15 protein-coding genes are annotated in these 17,030 nt (G+C 43.3%); 12 read left to right on the forward strand and 3 right to left on the reverse strand.

From position 1 onward, the window contains the following. Positions 1-5: 5 nt before the first annotated feature. On the forward strand, positions 6-641 hold the full coding sequence (locus IM676_RS15355; RefSeq protein ID WP_200987691.1) for a hypothetical protein: 636 nt from the start codon (positions 6-8) through the stop codon (positions 639-641). Positions 642-729: 88 nt separating this feature from the next. Here the strand turns inward: IM676_RS15355 and IM676_RS15360 are convergent, their stop codons facing one another. Further along, a complete protein-coding gene (locus IM676_RS15360; protein WP_200987692.1) occupies positions 730-1,458 on the reverse strand; it encodes a cytochrome b/b6 domain-containing protein in 729 nt (242 codons plus the stop codon). A gap of 163 nt (positions 1,459-1,621) precedes the next feature. On the opposite strand from IM676_RS15360, the gene der reads away from it, so the two are divergent. The 9 genes from der (at position 1,622) to IM676_RS15405 (ending at position 13,220) form a co-directional block, all read left to right on the forward strand. Beyond that, complete coding sequence (gene der, locus IM676_RS15365; protein WP_200987693.1) at positions 1,622-2,986, forward strand: ribosome biogenesis GTPase Der; 1,365 nt, start codon at positions 1,622-1,624, stop codon at positions 2,984-2,986. Positions 2,987-3,075: 89 nt separating this feature from the next. Next, positions 3,076-4,002: an energy-coupling factor transporter transmembrane component T family protein gene (locus tag IM676_RS15370; protein ID WP_200987694.1), complete on the forward strand. Its 927-nt coding sequence runs from the start codon at positions 3,076-3,078 to the stop codon at positions 4,000-4,002. Positions 4,003-4,298: 296 nt separating this feature from the next. Then, positions 4,299-4,577 carry a transcriptional coactivator PipX gene (pipX, locus tag IM676_RS15375; protein ID WP_200987695.1) on the forward strand — a complete coding sequence of 93 codons (279 nt, stop codon included), beginning with the start codon at positions 4,299-4,301 and terminating at the stop codon, positions 4,575-4,577. Beyond that, positions 4,574-5,242 (forward strand): YggS family pyridoxal phosphate-dependent enzyme, encoded by a 669-nt coding sequence (locus IM676_RS15380; protein ID WP_200987696.1) that lies wholly within the window; start codon positions 4,574-4,576, stop codon positions 5,240-5,242. The genes pipX and IM676_RS15380 overlap by 4 nt, the downstream gene beginning before the upstream one ends. A 356-nt stretch (positions 5,243-5,598) precedes the next feature. After that, entirely contained in the window at positions 5,599-6,201 is a 603-nt protein-coding gene (locus IM676_RS15385) for a cell division protein SepF (RefSeq protein ID WP_200987697.1), read from the forward strand. Between the two features lie 473 nt (positions 6,202-6,674). Beyond that, complete coding sequence (gene proC, locus IM676_RS15390; protein WP_200987698.1) at positions 6,675-7,487, forward strand: pyrroline-5-carboxylate reductase; 813 nt, start codon at positions 6,675-6,677, stop codon at positions 7,485-7,487. 73 nt (positions 7,488-7,560) lie between these two features. Then, positions 7,561-10,236 carry a DEAD/DEAH box helicase gene (locus IM676_RS15395; protein WP_200987699.1) on the forward strand — a complete coding sequence of 892 codons (2,676 nt, stop codon included), beginning with the start codon at positions 7,561-7,563 and terminating at the stop codon, positions 10,234-10,236. A gap of 173 nt (positions 10,237-10,409) precedes the next feature. Next, the gene (locus tag IM676_RS15400) at positions 10,410-12,218 is read left to right on the forward strand and encodes a proline--tRNA ligase (protein ID WP_200987700.1); all 1,809 of its coding nucleotides are present in this window, start codon (positions 10,410-10,412) and stop codon (positions 12,216-12,218) included. Between the two features lie 411 nt (positions 12,219-12,629). Beyond that, entirely contained in the window at positions 12,630-13,220 is a 591-nt protein-coding gene (locus IM676_RS15405) for a GerMN domain-containing protein (RefSeq protein WP_200987701.1), read from the forward strand. Positions 13,221-13,345: 125 nt separating this feature from the next. On the opposite strand, the gene accB is transcribed toward IM676_RS15405, so the two are convergent. Together accB and efp are read right to left on the reverse strand one after the other, a co-directional pair. Then, positions 13,346-13,825 carry an acetyl-CoA carboxylase biotin carboxyl carrier protein gene (accB, locus tag IM676_RS15410; RefSeq protein WP_200987702.1) on the reverse strand — a complete coding sequence of 160 codons (480 nt, stop codon included), beginning with the start codon at positions 13,823-13,825 and terminating at the stop codon, positions 13,346-13,348. A 110-nt stretch (positions 13,826-13,935) separates the two neighbouring features. After that, a complete protein-coding gene (efp, locus tag IM676_RS15415) occupies positions 13,936-14,493 on the reverse strand; it encodes an elongation factor P (RefSeq protein ID WP_200987703.1) in 558 nt (185 codons plus the stop codon). Between the two features lie 267 nt (positions 14,494-14,760). Here efp and IM676_RS15420 point away from each other — a divergent pair, with 267 nt between their 5' ends. Together IM676_RS15420 and thiL are read left to right on the forward strand one after the other, a co-directional pair. Continuing rightward, positions 14,761-15,867 (forward strand): peptidylprolyl isomerase, encoded by a 1,107-nt coding sequence (locus IM676_RS15420; protein ID WP_200987704.1) that lies wholly within the window; start codon positions 14,761-14,763, stop codon positions 15,865-15,867. 69 nt (positions 15,868-15,936) lie between these two features. Next, on the forward strand, positions 15,937-16,947 hold the full coding sequence (gene thiL, locus IM676_RS15425; protein WP_200987705.1) for a thiamine-phosphate kinase: 1,011 nt from the start codon (positions 15,937-15,939) through the stop codon (positions 16,945-16,947). Positions 16,948-17,030 lie beyond the last annotated feature (83 nt).

Here is a 17,030-nt window from a genome sequence, read left to right on the forward strand (position 1 = left end):
AAATCATGAAGAAACAAACATTCTTGCTAAATTTGGCGGTAGCACTGGCTTGTTTTACTTATCTAGCGGCTGCGCCTAATAGAGCCTATGCTGGTAAGGAGATTGTACCGGGTAGTTCTGCAGATTCGGCCTCTTTAATTGGGGATAAGGAGATAGTACCGGGAACTGGTATAGATTCTGCTTCCTCAATGGGTGGTATTGTACCGGCACGCGGGGTTAATGTCCAAGTTGTTAATAATGGTAATGCTTCCGGAACAGTTTTGAGAATCACCCCAGAAGTTCAGAATAATTTGAATACAGTTCTCGATCAACTACTCAGTGCAAGTCTGGCGAAAAATACCCCATCTGATTCCATTCAATATATCTTACAGGGTGAAGATAATATACATCAGGTCAAGTCTTCTATAGTCAGTTTAGAAGTGTCACCATCACCGGTTACGTCACTGGTCAATGCTTTAAGTGAACTGACAGGTGCAGACCGGAATGTCGATATTAATAAGTTGAATGATGCTCTGAACGCCTATAATCAAATTGTGCTGGAAAGTAGCCCGGTAGTTCTGCAAGCATTAGCGAAAAACCCAAGTTTTACCGCAGTTAATCATCTGCTGAGTCAATTAAGAGTTGCTCTAAATCAAAACTAAAATTTTAGATATACTGATCTAACTTCCTCTGGCTTTAGTCAGAGGATTCCTTGGGGAATATGCTCAATAGTCAATATCACCCTCGATATTATTTACCACCAGCAAAAAACAGTGGTAACACAAGTGCCACTATAATTCCAACCAACACAAAAATCTCAATAATTCTCAGTGAAAAATCCCTCTGCATTAATTGGTTAATTTGGGTACTCCAATTATTAACGGTAAAATTACTAAACCAACTACCCAAACGACTATACCAGTTTTTCGGACTATCTCCTGGGCGTAATTTCCATGACCACATTGATAGTAACAATGGCACACCACCCACTTTAGCAGACATCAAAAGATGAATCGCTAAAAAACTAACCATAATTACCCAAGCTATCAGATGACAATAATACCATGGGTGATCAAGTTGCCTTGTAGGTAGCCATTCCTCTTTCATCATTCTGCCAGATATTACCGCCAAAACCGAGGCCAGCAACATCAGAGTATTGATAATCCGTTGTAAACTCAGCCACCAAATGGGTTTACCAACCTGTGTCAATTTTTGTATGGAGTCTGGTTGTAATAGGCGCCTTTGTCCCCCATGAAAGCTATAAAGTCCAAAAGCTGGTAATAACAGTAAAAAGAATAAAGCTACAGTTCCATGAATATCTTGAATTGGGTCAATTCTAGGAATGAGGACTTTGCCAAATCTGCCATCGAATGTGTTGTAAACTAAGAAGCCGGTAATGATGGAAGTAATGACTAAAATTCCATTAATACCATGGAGAACTCGCAACAACAAAGGCTGATAAGGGGCTGAACGACTCATAGATAATCTTGACTTGCTGTTTATGGTACGATGATTATAAGTCTATTACTAGGTAGTTCTGACTCAAAACACTACATCAGCCTCGAGAAACTACATCAGAACTTAAAATGGTTACAATAAATAAATGATATAATACCCTATTACTCTCACTCACCCTGGTTTTATGGGACTGCCAATTGTTGCTATTATCGGTCGCCCGAATGTGGGCAAGTCTACCCTGGTTAATCGTCTCGCCGGGGAGCAAACGGCGATTGTCCACGATGAACCGGGTGTAACACGCGATCGCACTTATATGCCATCTTACTGGGGCGATCGGGAATTTCTGGTTGTAGATACAGGTGGCTTAGTATTTAATGATGATACGGAATTTCTACCCCTAATCCGCCAACAGGCACTAACGGCGCTCTCACAAGCCAATGCGGCGATTTTTGTGGTAGACGGTCAAACGGGGCTGACAGGTTCCGATCAAGAAATTGCTACATGGTTACGCCAGCAACCAGTACCCGTGTTACTGGCTGTGAACAAATGTGAATCCCCAGAACAAGGAGCAATTCAAGCCTCAGAATTTTGGGCTTTAGGGTTGGGGGAACCATTCCCAATTTCGGCAATTCATGGAAGTGGTACAGGGGAATTACTCGATGAGTTAATAACTCACATCCCCATAGTCAAAGAAGTAGAGGAAACTAACGAGATTAAGGTCGCGATTATCGGCCGCCCCAATGTGGGTAAATCCAGTTTATTAAATGCTTTTGTAGGAGAAGAAAGGTCAATAGTTAGCCCTATTTCCGGGACAACCCGCGATGCTATTGATACCGTGGTTGAAAGCAATGGACAAGTTTATCGCTTGATTGACACCGCCGGGATTCGCAGAAAAAAACAAATAGAATACGGTACGGAGTTCTTTAGTATTAACCGTGCTTTTAAAGCTATTCGTCGCGCCGATGTGGTTTTATTGGTGATTGATGCTTTAGATGGAGTCACAGACCAAGACCAAAAATTGGCCGGGCGGATTATCGACGAGGGTCGAGCTTGTATAATTGTGGTGAATAAATGGGATGCCATCGAAAAAGATTCATACACCATTTACGACTACGAAAAGAGTCTAGAAGCCCGGTTACATTTTACAGAATGGGCAGAAACCATTTTTGTGAGTGCTAACACAGGACAACGGGTAAATAAGATTTTAGACTTAGTGAATGAAGCAGCACAGTCACACAAACGCCGTGTAACTACCTCTGTAATTAACGAAGTTCTCACAGATGCTGTCAGCTGGCATTCACCGCCAGCTACACGTGGCGGTCGTCAAGGTAAAATCTATTATGGCACTCAAGTAGCAGTGCAACCCCCAACTATCGCCCTATTCGTCAACGAGGCTAAACGCTTTAATGACAATTACCGCCGCTACATTGAGCGACAATTCCGCCAACAATTAGGATTTAAAGGGACACCTATCCGGTTAATTTGGCGCAGTAAGAAAGTGCGCGAGATGGAAATTGGTAGCGTCAACAGAGCAACTCGCGTCAAATAAGTTTATTATCTTCTCAGGCTTATTTTGCGATCTGTCAGGCCACAATAGTAAATATCAAGCCTGACTCTCTCCTACTTAGCACTGAATAAATGGACTTATTGCGATCGCTACCCCTCGGACTATACTTAGAACAGCCGCAAACTTGGCTACACAAACTGGATGCGCGGGTAAAAATTGCTTGGTTGATGAGTTTTCTCACCAGCTACACCTTTGCCAATAACCAATGGCGAATACTACTAGTTGCACTGTTAATTATTTTGACTCTCGTGGCGAGAATACCCCAGCGAGTCTGGAAACAACAAATGGTATGGCTGTTAACACTGGCGCTGTTTGTATTTGTGATTATTAGTATTAGTCCTGATGGGCTGGGTGTAAGGTATCAACCGCGTTTACCCGCCGAGCCACAGATATTAATTCAGCCGGGAAATACTAATACAACCGATATTGTTCCAGTACCAACACAGGAAAATAAAAACTACAGCTACATTCTATTTGATCAAGGGCCAGTTAAGGTAACTCGTCGGTCAATTGATTTGGCTATTAGAGTCAGTACAATTATATTTACTGTGATTTACAGCAGTAACCTGTACCTGCTGACAACTGCACCGGAAGAAATTACAACTGCTATAGAAAGTTTAATGCAGCCACTGGCAAGGTTTAAAGTGCCGGTAACTGAAATTACTCTCACCTTAACTTTGTCCTTGCGATTTATCCCCCTAGTTCTTGAAGAGGTGCAGAATTTAATTCGCTCTGTAACGACTAGGGCGATTAATTGGAAAAAACTTGGCTGGAAAAGAGCCGCTCAGGTTTGGATGATAGTAGCACACAGACTTTTAGAGAATCTCCTATTACGCGCTGAACAAATGGCTAACGCTATGATGGTCAGGGGTTTCACTAGTCCTAGTGAACATCAAGTCAAATGGCATGAATTACGTCTGAGAGCTAGGGATTGGCTGGCGATCGCTATTCTCACTCTATTTTGGGGTGTGAGGCTAGTTCTAGGACATATGGCTTAGTTGCTGATCCTAGTTACTAATCCTCTAAGCTATTTTGTGCCACAGGCTGATAATTATGGCAATATATAAACAGAACAAAGTAATTACCTGGGTGGTCTCTTGTGCATTTCTACTTTCCTGTTGTCAACCTGATCTGCTAAGTCACAACAGGAAGCAGTTTTGATAACTGCCATACACAGGCCAAAATCACTAATTTTCTTATAAGCTCACGAAATATGCTGGCGAAAGGGGTGTATTATCTTGTGAAAATTTGTACTGAACTACGAAAAGATATATACTCCTAACTTGACTGTTAAATGAATCCAGAAAACCTAGAAACCTACATCAATCATCCAACTTGGGGTTTGCTTTATCGCATCTGTATGGTCGATGACAACCAGGATCTATTCACTACACTTTACGCCCAACGTTTATTTTTTGTGGTGTCCAACGATATTAAAGGTCTCAAATTTCAGTCCATAGGACGCACTGAAGCCCGAATGTTGTTAGAAAATCGCTTGCGTACTCTGCGTCGCAGTGGTTCATCCCAGGAGTACGATCAACTTCAGAGTGTTTTCCAGCGCACATTCCAATGACCAGTTCCATTAGCGAACGTATTACTAGTATTTGTGGTTCACTACCTGCTTCAGTGCGGTTGGTTGCTGTGAGCAAGACATTTCCGCCTGAGGCAATTCGGGCTGCTTATAATGTGGGAATTCGCGATTTTGCCGAAAACCGCATTCAAGAAGCAGCCAGTAAACAAGCCCAGTTACACGACTTATCAGATATCACATGGCACTTTATTGGCCACTTGCAAGGCAATAAAGCTAAAAAAGCTATAGAATTATTTGATTGGATTCATTCAGTGGACAGTTTAAAACTAGCCCAGCGTTTAAATCAATTGGCAGCACAGTTAGGAGTCAGTCCTCAAGTTTGTCTGCAAGTCAAAATCCTCCCTGACCCTAATAAGTCAGGTTGGAACGTTCCCGAACTACTAGCCGACTTACCGGATCTGAACAAATGTGAGGATTTACAAATTCAGGGTTTGATGACAATTCCGCCTTTAGGATTGAATGAAGCCCAGATAATGAATGTATTTAATAATACATACAAATTAGCTAAAGAAATCGACCAGCAGAACTGGTCGCACCTAAAAATGCGGGAAGTTTCCATGGGTATGTCGGGGGACTACCAACTGGCAGTACAGGCTGGAGCAACTATGGTAAGATTAGGTACTATCTTATTTGGTGACAGAACCTAGGAGATGACATCTTAATTGTTGCTTCGGGTATTAACATTACCAAGGATAGAATAGATACATAGGTTAATCCCTGGTTATATACAGTCATACAAAAAATAAATTTGATTTAGGATGAGTAGCAAAAAAATCCGGGAAGGCAAATTTTTACCTGGAACAATAATTACGCTGTAATCTTGACGCGTTATTTTGTGTAAGTTAATCTACAGGCGTTCCCTCAAATTTCAACTGACCAAACCTATTTGTTATATCAACCTATGAAGGACAAGAAAAGTATTCAATCTTAACTGTGTACTGAGCGACTATGGCTACATTTAATAGCCAAATCAATAAGGGTAATTTTTATCAGGAGCATAAAAATGAATAACATTTTTACTAAACTTCGAGATTTTGTAGGTCTCAATGAGCAAGTAGAATATGAATATTACGAAGAGGAACCGGAAACGGAGCCTGGTAGCTACCACAACCTGTATCAAGAGGAAAACCCCCACACACCACCCGCACCGGCTAGTGTTCAAAATCGACGCTGGCAGGAACCCATGACTACAATGAGTAATGATATAGCCTCAGGATCGAAGCCTACGATGGGGAATGTGATTAACATGCCAGGATCAATTAACGGGATTTCAGAAGTGTTAGTACTTGAGCCTCGAACATTTGAAGAAATGCCCGAAGCTATTAAAGCACTCAGAGAGCGTAAGTCAGTTGTTTTAAACTTGACGATTATGGATCCTGATCAAGCACAACGAGCTGTAGATTTTGTAGCCGGTGGAACCTACGCCCTGGATGGACATCAAGAGCGCATTGGAGAAAGTATATTTTTGTTTACGCCCAGTTGTGTGCAAGTTAGTACGCCGGGGACTGTTCTGCATGAAGTACCACAAGCGCCACTTCGTCATTCACGTCCCTCCACTACTTCCAGTCAAAGCTGGGGTACGGACGTTAACAGAATGGTGCAATGAAGTTATATCAAAATATAGTGGGAGCGTGAGAACCCCTGCGCTTTAGCGAGGGGATGAAAAGCGACTCAACAGGATTTACCCTGTCGTATCCTGACTACAAAAAACTGATTGACAAGGCATTTCTGATTAGTTAGGATAAAAAAGCATCCACAAATATGGTGAAAAACCCAAAAGATGTTTTCCTTAAGTAGCCACACAGCTAGATTTATTTTTAGCCGAGGTGGGTAGGGCATTTTGACTGTGCCACAACGATATTATTTATTCAAATTTTTAAATAAATAAAATCGTAAACTTTGCGTAGCGTGTCTTCAGACCGCGTAGCAACATCAGTTTAGAATCCCCTGTGATTCTATCCAGGGGAGAAGTCAATAGTTCAACTCAAATTTTTGATGATTGTAGGAGCAGGTTTAACCAAGATGGTATGATGCCATCAATGAAGGGTTTAAACCTGCTCTGATTGACTATATAACTTAATGACTATTAAATTGGGCTTAATTGGTGGCGGAGTAATGGGAGAAGCGCTATTATCCCGCTTGATTGACCGGGGAATCTATCAACCATCGGAAGTGATAGTCAGTGAACCCCAACCGACACGCCAAAATTATTTACGGCAAACATATAATGTAACTGTAACTACAGATAATGCTCTGGTTTTCACAGAAGCTAAAGAAGTAGTATTATTAGCAGTAAAACCCCAGGTGTTCAGTGCGATCGCTCAAGAAATAGCGGATGTACTAAGTATAAGAATCTCACCTGTGGTGATTTCGATTTTAGCAGGAGTGTCTTTAAGCCAACTAGAATCAGCCTTTCCTGAACTACCAGTAATTAGAGCTATGCCTAATACCCCCGCCACAGTGGGGGAGGGAATTACAGCTTTGTGCTTAGGCGCATATACTAACGGCAAGCATCACAAAATAGCACAGCAGGTTTTCTCAGCAGTGGGGCAAGTGGTAGATGTATCAGAAATGCTCATGGATGCAGTTACTGGACTGTCGGGTAGTGGTCCGGCTTACGTAGCTTTGATGGTGGAATCATTGGCTGATGGGGGAGTAGCCGCAGGTTTACCCAGGGGACTGGCTCATCAGCTGGCTGTGCAGACTGTATTGGGCACAGCAAAACTGCTACAAGAAAACAAAATCCACCCGGGAGAACTCAAAGACCGTGTGACTAGTCCCGGTGGAACGACTATTGCTGGTATTGCTCAACTGGAAAGGGCAGGATTTCGCTCTGCTTTAATTGAAGCAGTCAAAGCGTCGGCATTGCGATCGCAAGAGTTGGGAAAGTGAGGAAAAATAGGCTAATGAGCAATGACAAATAGCCGTTAATATAGTAAAAAAGTCCGGTTGCAAATTTGATTGAGTGAATTATCCCGCACCATCTCCAGAACTAGACTTAGGGTTAATATTTCCCTTTGAACTGGATCAGTTCCAAAAAGATGCGATCGCGTCCCTAAATTCTGGACGCTCCGTAGTCGTGTGTGCGCCCACAGGTTCGGGCAAAACGTTAGTTGGGGAATATGCCATCTATAGAGCCTTATCCCGGGGAAAACGTGTATTTTATACAACACCCCTCAAGGCATTGTCTAATCAAAAATTACGTGATTTTCGTGAGGAATTTGGCTATGAGTTAGTAGGATTGTTAACTGGAGATAATTCCATTAACAGGGATGCACCAATTCTGGTCATGACCACGGAAATCTTCCGCAATATGCTCTATGGCACACCTATAGGGCAAGTGGGTATTTCCCTAGTAGACGTTGAGGCCGTAGTGCTAGATGAGTGTCACTACATGAATGACCGCCAACGAGGAACAGTTTGGGAAGAATCAATCATCTACTGTCCTCGTGAAATTCAACTAGTAGCCCTCTCCGCAACTGTTGCCAACAGCGATCAACTGACAGACTGGTTAAATCGCGTTCACGGTCCGACAGACCTAATTTATTCCGATTTCCGTCCCGTACCCTTAGAATTTTACTATTGCAATCCCAAAGGGCTGTTTCCCTTACTGAATGAAAGCAAAACTAAAATTAACCCCCGTCTAGCCAACAGAGGCAAAAGAAAGCAACAAGACAGGGGTAGAGGTGACAGACCAGAAGCCCCAGGGATAGCTTACATCCTCAGTCAGCTACAACACAGGGATATGCTCCCGGCGATTTACTTTATATTCAGTCGTCGGGGATGTGATAAGGCAGTCGCAGAAGTTGGTGATTTGTGGTTAGTTAATAATGATGAGTCGCAAATATTACGGCGGCAAATTGATGAATTTTTAACCCGTAATCCTGAAGCTGGGCGTTCTGGGCAAATTGCGCCTTTATACAGAGGTATTGCTGCTCACCATGCTGGAATTTTACCTGCGTGGAAAGGACTAGTAGAGGAACTATTTCAGCAGGGACTAATTAAAGTAGTATTTGCTACAGAAACATTGGCAGCAGGAATCAATATGCCAGCCCGGACAACAGTAATTTCTACCCTGTCCAAACGTACTGATTCTGGACATCGCCTATTAAACGCTTCTGAATTCCTCCAGATGGCAGGACGCGCCGGTCGCCGAGGCATGGATTTACAGGGTTATGTAGTTACAGTACAAACACCCTTTGAAGGCTCAAAAGAAGCGGCATATTTAGCTACATCCAAACCTGATCCCCTGGTAAGTCAGTTTACACCAAGCTATGGTATGGTCCTAAACTTGCTGCAAATCCACACAATCGAACAAGCCAGGGAACTGATAGAACGCAGCTTTGGGCAGTACATGGCAACGGTGCATTTAAGACCAGAATATGAAGCAATTGCGTCGCTACAAACCCAATTAGCCGAATTGAAAGCACAAATCGCCACAGTTAATGAACATGAACTAGCAGTTTATCAGAAATTGCGGCAACGCCTGAAAGTCGAACGCCAGTTATTGACAACCCTGCAAGCACAAGCTTTGGAAAGTCGCCAAGAAGAATTTGTGATGATGTTGAGCTTTGCAGTGTCGGGAACTCTGTTAAGTATCAAAGGTAAAGACCTAGATGTGTCTATACCTACAACAGCAGTGTTAGTGGGAAAAACACCTAGTACCGGTTCAGAAGCCCCTTACTTGGTATGTTTAGGGGAAGATAATCGGTGGTATGTAGTCACAACTGCCGATGTCATGGATTTATATGCTCAATTGCCACGAGTCGATGTACCAGAGCATATAGTACCACCCCCAAACTTACAATTAAAACCCGGGAAATCACTACGCGGTAATCAAGAAACATTTGCCATTGCTCAAAGCATTCCTCAAGTACAGCCCTCCTTTTGTATGTCCCCAGAAGTGACAGCACAACTGGGTCGCGTGACCGCAGTCCAAGCCCAATTAGAAGCTAATCCCATTCATCAATCCGGTAATGTCAGCAAGATTTTTAAACGCCGCGCTCGTTATGTGGAATTAGAGGCCGAACTTGAAGAATTACAATTACAAGTCGAGCAACACTCACAACACCATTGGGAAGAATTTGTCAATTTAATTTCTATCTTGGAATACTTCGAGTGTTTAGATAACTTAGTCCCCACCCAGTTAGGACAAATTGCCGCCGCCATTCGCGGAGAAAATGAATTATGGCTGGGTTTGGTGTTGGCTAGTGGTCAATTGGACAATTTAGACCCCCACCATTTAGCCGCCGCAGTTGCAGGTTTAGTCATCGAAACCCCCCGCCCAGATAGTAGAGTTCACTTTGAACTCAGTCACGAAGTGGTAGAAGCTTTGGCGACACTGCGGGGAATTCGCCGCAAAATATTTCAACTGCAAAGGCGGTACAATGTTACTTTGCCCATCTGGTTGGAATTTGAATTAATTGCCATAGTGGAACAGTGGGCCCTGGGGAAACCATGGAGAGAACTCTGTGAGAATACTACTTTGGATGAGGGCGATGTGGTGAGAATTTTACGCCGGACTTTGGATTTATTATCTCAGATCCCCCATGTTCCCCATTTGTCTGAGGATTTCCAGCGCAATGCTTATCGGGCGATGCAGTTAATTGATAGGTTCCCAGTTAATGAGGTGGCTGATTAATTACAGCCCATTTCATCGGTGTGAGGTATGTTAGGGCAGACCTTCTTGCCCACTCCACCAAAGTTTGAAGATGCCTATAGTGCCTAATCTCGGTGCAATCTGCTATATGTTTGTGGTTAACTTGAGATTTAATTAATTTTAAACACTAGCAACTTTTCAAAAGGAAAATAATAATGCGACTGTCAAAAATGTTATTTGTCACACTCAGGGATGATCCGGCTGATGCTGAGATTCCTAGCCATAAATTATTATTGCGGGCAGGTTATATTCGTCGCATTGGTAGTGGTATTTATACTTATTTGCCCTTGATGTGGCGGGTATTACAGAAGATTTCCCAAATTGTCCGGGAAGAAATGAACGCCACTGGCGCACAAGAATGTCTGTTACCCCAGTTGCAACCGGCTGAGTTATGGCAAGAGTCAGGGCGCTGGGATACTTATACTAAGGCTGAGGGGATTATGTTTTCCCTGGTTGACCGCCGTGAACAACAGTTAGGATTAGGGCCAACTCATGAAGAGGTAATTACTACTATTGCTCGTGATATGATTCGCTCTTATCGTCAATTACCTTTACATTTATATCAAATTCAAACTAAATTCCGCGATGAGATTCGCCCCCGGTTTGGGTTGATGCGGGGTCGGGAATTTATTATGAAAGATGGCTACTCTTTCCATGTGGATGAGGTCAGTCTCAAGGAAACCTACCAAGATATGTATCAGGCCTATAGCAATATGCTCCGCCGTTCTGGTTTAGCATTCCGGGCTGTAGAAGCTGATTCCGGGGCTATTGGCGGTTCTGGTTCTACGGAATTTATGGTATTGGCGGCAGCGGGAGAGGATGAGGTTCTTTATACTTCAGATGGTAAATATGCCGCTAATGTGGAAAAAGCGGTTTCTTTAGCCATTGATGCGGAAATTTCACCCTTTACAAGCTATGAGAAACGGGAAACACCAGGTACACAAACTATTGAGCAAGTATGTCAACTCCTCCAATGTTCTCCTACCCAAGTTGTGAAAAATGTCCTTTACCAAGCTGTTTATGACAATGGTGTAACTGTATTATTTTTGGTGAGTATTCGGGGTGACCAAGAAGTTAATGAGGTGAAGTTACACAATGAGTTGACTAAACTGGCTGCTGATTATAGCGCTAAGGCTATTATTGGCTTGGATGTACCTGATGCCCAAATGCAGCAAACATGGGCGGCTAAATCTTTACCTTTAGGTTATATTGCCCCTGATCTGGGAGATGAGTATATTGCTACTCGTAAACATTTATATTCTCAATTTGTCAGGTTAGTTGACAAAACAGCCGTTGATTTAAAAAACTTTATCACAGGTGCTAATCAATCAGGCTATCATGTTGTTGGTGCTAATTGGGGAGAGCAGTTTTTACTACCTAATTTAGTTGTAGATATACGTAAGGCAAGACCAGGCGATCGCGCTGTTCATGACCCTAGCCAAATTCTCCAAACCGCTAGAGGGATTGAAGTAGGGCATATTTTCCAATTGGGTACTAAATACTCCCAAGCTATGGGTGCAACCTATACAAATGAAGACGGGGAAGAAAACCCCCTATTTATGGGCTGCTATGGTGTGGGTGTGTCACGACTAGCACAATCGGCTGTGGAACAATCTTATGATCAGGATGGGATTATTTGGCCAGTAGCGATCGCACCTTATCATGCAATCGTCACAATTCCTAACATTAAAGATCCTCAACAAGTGGAGGTGGCGGAAAAACTGTACACTGAACTTAACAAAGCAGGTGTAGAAACATTACTTGATGACCGGGATGAACGGGCTGGAGTCAAATTTAAAGATGCCGATTTAATTGGTATACCCTACAGAATAGTTACTGGTCGGGCTATTAACAATGGTAAAGTAGAAGTAGTCAAACGCGCCAATCATGAAACTCAAGAAATAGCTATTGAAGAGGTAGTTAATACTCTGCAACAGTGGGTTAATCAGGGGTTAGCAGTATAATACACCTCCTTGCTGAAGTAAATATCTTGGGTGTCATTGTATCTATGAGCAATATCAAACGGTAAGCCCACCCCCGGCTTGAGAATGGGGGTGGTCTGTCAGCTACGGACGAAAGCCACCTGGCGGAGTTGACGCATCAGTGAGGTCTGTGAAGATGAAGGTGAAGCTAAAATTAAAGATGAGATAAAGTTACTAGAGGTGCAAGATGACTTGCTGAAATATCCTCAACCAGGTGATTTTCAATTTCCGTTCCGAAATTGTCTTCAAACTAGCAAAATATCAAGTCAATAGAATTTACACAAATTAAGCCCTCTTGAGATTTCACGAAACTCCCATTCATCGATATCGTCTTTTATCAGGCTGCTCTTGTCAACCAAACTATCTCAGTCTTCTGTCAGGAACCCTTTAAATATGAACAACCAACAAGGATCTAAACGTATTTCTCCTGGTGTAATTGCAGCAGTCTCAGCAGCAGTTGTATTGGTGGGTGGTGGTGTAGCGTGGCTTGCTTCTAATCAGCCGCCTACTACACCAAACATACCATCTCACACTATTACGCCAAGGGAGCCTGTGCAAGGGCAAACACCTCATGTTTACTGGCTTAAACCAAGGGATACAGGTTTGGATTTGGTTCCCCAACCGGTGGAAATAGCCGCTACACAACCCAACCAAGTTTTAGAAACAGCCTTTCAAGCTTTATTGGCCGGACCTACAGAAGGGACAGATTCTACGACTATCCCCCCAGAAACCAAGTTGCTGGGGCTGAAAATCGATAATGGTGAGGTTCACGTTAATTTGTCTGAAGATTTTACCAAAGGAGGCGGTAGCACATCCATGGTCGGTCGCATTGGACAAGTTATTTATACAGCCACAACACTAGATCCAAACGCGAAAGTATACATTGAGGTAGAGGGAGAACAGTTAGAGTTTTTAGGTGGCGAGGGTGTGGAAGTGTTGCAACCGTTGACTCGTGAAAGCTTTGAGCGAAACTATCCGCTTTAATCCCCTCCTGAAAAGGTCTACGGTGTACACACAGGTCTAAAAGTTTGGATTTGGGTATGGTGTGTTAGGACTTAAGTCTAACACACCCAAAATTACTCTTGCGTGATATCTTGATAAATTAATACCTAGTCGGGGTTAATTCGCATCAAAATTTGGCCATATTCCACCGGTTCGCCATTTTGCAGCAGAATCTCCATGACTTGTCCAGATACTTCTGCCTCGATTTCATTCATCAGCTTCATAGCCTCAATGATACAGACTGTTTGACCGCTACGGACGCGATCGCCCACCTTCACAAAAGGGGCTTCACCAGGTGCTGGAGCACTATAAAAGGTTCCTACCATGGGGGAAGGAACTTCTACTAGTCTCTTATCAATCAGTGATGGGGGATTTGCTGGCAACTGCATACTAGAAGCAGTGGCAGTATTATCCACAATACGACCTGTTCCGACCTCAATGATCTGATTTGGCGATTCGGTAAGTTTCTCGCGCTCCGATTTACGTACTGTTAGTTCAAAGTCATCGCTTTTAAGTTTTACTTCTGTAATGTCTGTTTGGGCGATAGTTGCCAGTAGTTGGCGGATTTCATTAAATTCCAATGGCACAGTTTTTATTACCTCTACCTAACCGTAAGTCAAAATTATCAGTGTGGCAGGGATTTAATCCCTAAATATAGGGACTGAAATCAAAATTGCTTGGTGGTCACAAACTTAACTTATTCCCTGCCTAAATATTTATCTTCACGAGTATCAATTTTGATACGCTCACCTTGAGCAACAAACAATGGCACCATGATAGTTGCTCCTGTTTCCAGGGTAGCTGGTTTAGTTCCACCTGTAGCTGTATCGCCTTTGATCCCTGGGTCTGTTTGGACAATTTCCAAGACCACAGAGTTGGGTAATTCCACTTCTAGAACTTGATCACCCCAACGAACAACATTAACTTCCATACCTTCCTTGAGGTACTTGACGCGATCGCCTATTTGTGATGCGCTCAATCTGCTTTCTTCGTAGGTTTCCATATCCATAAAGACGAACTCATCGCCCTCTTTATAGGTATGCTGCATCGTGCTTTTTTCCAAATTGGCTTGTGGTACAGTTTCCCCAGCGCGGAATGTTCTTTCTAGCACCTTGCCAGTTTGGACACTCTTGAGAGTTGTACGTACAAAGGCAGAACCTTTGCCTGGTTTAACGTGGAGAAATTCTACTACTCGCCATACAGACCCATCTAAGACAATTGATACACCGGGTCGAAAGTCGTTACTAGAGATCATGAAGCTTTAAGTTTTGGAAGACAATCGGCATTTATTGTACCCTTCAAGAGTCGTAATTAGTAATTAATCATCAACTAATTAGTCAAGTCAGTCTTGTTGATTTCCACAAACAAGCAGCTGGTAAACCCCACACAGGAGACTCAGCAGAAGTAGATAATTTTAGCCCTGATCCTGAATTCCGCCATTAATCAGCACTCGTACTGTGGGAAGATGATTGATGGGTTAAGCCCAGTCAACAATGTTATGTTGCATTTGATTTATTCCATCATGTTGAACATATTAAAATCCTGGCTGAAGAACAGCCTAATGGGAATATTGTTGCTGACAATATTTTTAGGCGTAAATACAGCTACCTGGACTCCTCCTAGTCACGCCGCCCTACCATCTGGGAACGCTATTACTGAAGGTAAAGCTTTATTAAGGTATGCACTCCCAATAGACAATAAACCGGTCCGGCGACTGCAAGGGAGTTTAGAGGATATCTCTACCCAGCTGCGGGCAAATCGGCGGTGGGGTGCTATCTCTAGCGACCTGAAAACAGCATCACGGATTCTCGATAGACCTGACCAAATCCTAGCAAGCATTCCTGAAGAACGCCAACCTCAAGCCGAAACTTGGATTAACCAATTAAAATCTGGGGTAGATTCACTCCAAGCAGCGGTACAAGTTAAAGATAAACAACAAATTCTAGAAGGTAGAAACCAACTCCTCGATCTAGTCACCCAGTTAGAAGAGTCAATGGTGACAGGATTCCCCTTTGAAGTACCTGCTGAGTATAGTAACCTCCCACAACTCAAAGGTCGGGCTACAGTGGCTTTTAAAACTAACAAAGGTGACTTAACCGTGGTGGTAGATGGTTATAGCGCCCCCGTCACAGCTGGTAATTTTGTCGATTTAGTACAACGAGGTTTTTATGACAGTTTACAGTTTACCCGTTCAGAAGAGTCTTACGTCCTGCAAACCGGAGATCCAGCAGGAAAAGAAGAAGGTTTCATTGATCCGAAAACTGGCCAATACCGTGCTATTCCTTTAGAAATATTGGTAGAGGGCGACAAAGAACCCACTTATGGTATTACTCTTGAAGAAGCTGGACGTTATCTTGATATGCCAGTTCTGCCTTTTTCTTCCTTTGGGGCCTTGGCAATGGCCCGCCCAGAAGCTGAAGTAAATGGAGGTTCTTCTCAATTTTTCTTCTTTTTATTTGAGCCAGAACTCACTCCTGCCGGACGCAACCTCTTAGACGGTCGCTATGCCGTTTTTGGCTATCTCATTGATGGTAAAGAAATTTTGGATAAGCTCAAACAAGGTGACAAAATTGAATCAGCAACTGTGATTCAAGGCATAGAAAACTTGGTTCAGCCTTCAGGCGCTTAGAAAGGTACTGCTTTTTAGTGTATATACTATATGAGGAGTTTTTAAATATACTCCTCTTTTATTTGAACAATGACCACAGTTAAAGATATTGGCGAACAAGGTCTTTTAGAGAAATTGCAGGGTTTCTGCCCCCCAGGAATGATTGGGGATGATGCCGCCGTCCTCTTCACCTCACCAGAACAATTTTTAGTAGTCACAACAGATGTGCTAGTGGATGGTGTGCATTTTAGTGATGTCACCACATCCCCAGAAGATGCAGGTTGGCGGGCTGTAGCTGCTAATTTATCCGATTTGGCAGCTATGGGGGCTATTCCCATGGGCATTACCATCGGTTTGGCCCTACCCGCCGAGGTGATGGTCAGTTGGGTTGAGCGCTTATATCAAGGAATTACAGACTGCCTCCATAAATATAATACCGTAATTGTCGGCGGTGACATCGTGCGATCGCCTGTCACTAGTTTAGCTATTACCGCTTTTGGTCAAGTTCATCCCCAAAGAATTATCCGACGTTGTGCAGCCCAAGTGGGTGACGCCATCGTCGTCACTGGTGTTCATGGAGCATCCCACGCTGGCTTACAATTGCTGTTGCATCCGGAATTGAGGCACAACCTCACTGATGTAGAACAAAGGACGCTAACCACAGCACACCAACGCCCCCAACCCAGATTAGATATTTTACCCATACTCTGGCAAATTATCGCCTCCTATTCTCCATCTTCCCATCTCCCCATTGCCGGTATGGACAGCAGCGACGGCTTGGCAGATGCTATTTTACAAATTTGCCGCGCCAGTGGTGTTGGCGCCATCATAGAAAGCAGCCAAATCCCCTTACCAGAGAGTTTTCAGCATTGGCTGACACCAGAACAAGCTCTAGAATATGCCCTTTACGGTGGTGAAGATTTTCAATTAGTACTGTGCCTACCAGAAGTTATTGCTAATCAATTGGTGACCACACTCGGTGAGAGTGCCGCTATAGTCGGAACTATTACTACAGGTTCCCAAGTATTCCTACAAGATAAAAAGCAAAAAAAACGCGAAAAATTACAAATTTTCCGCGGATTTCAACATTTTCCCCATTGACACTCTCACCGACGTGCCTTTGGTTGTAACAGGAGATTCTTGCTCTACAGCTTTGTCTGGCTTCCAGTTATCTTTGTCTTGAA

Source organism: Anabaenopsis elenkinii CCIBt3563 (assembly GCF_015245355.1).
Taxonomy (GTDB): domain Bacteria; phylum Cyanobacteriota; class Cyanobacteriia; order Cyanobacteriales; family Nostocaceae; genus Anabaenopsis; species Anabaenopsis elenkinii.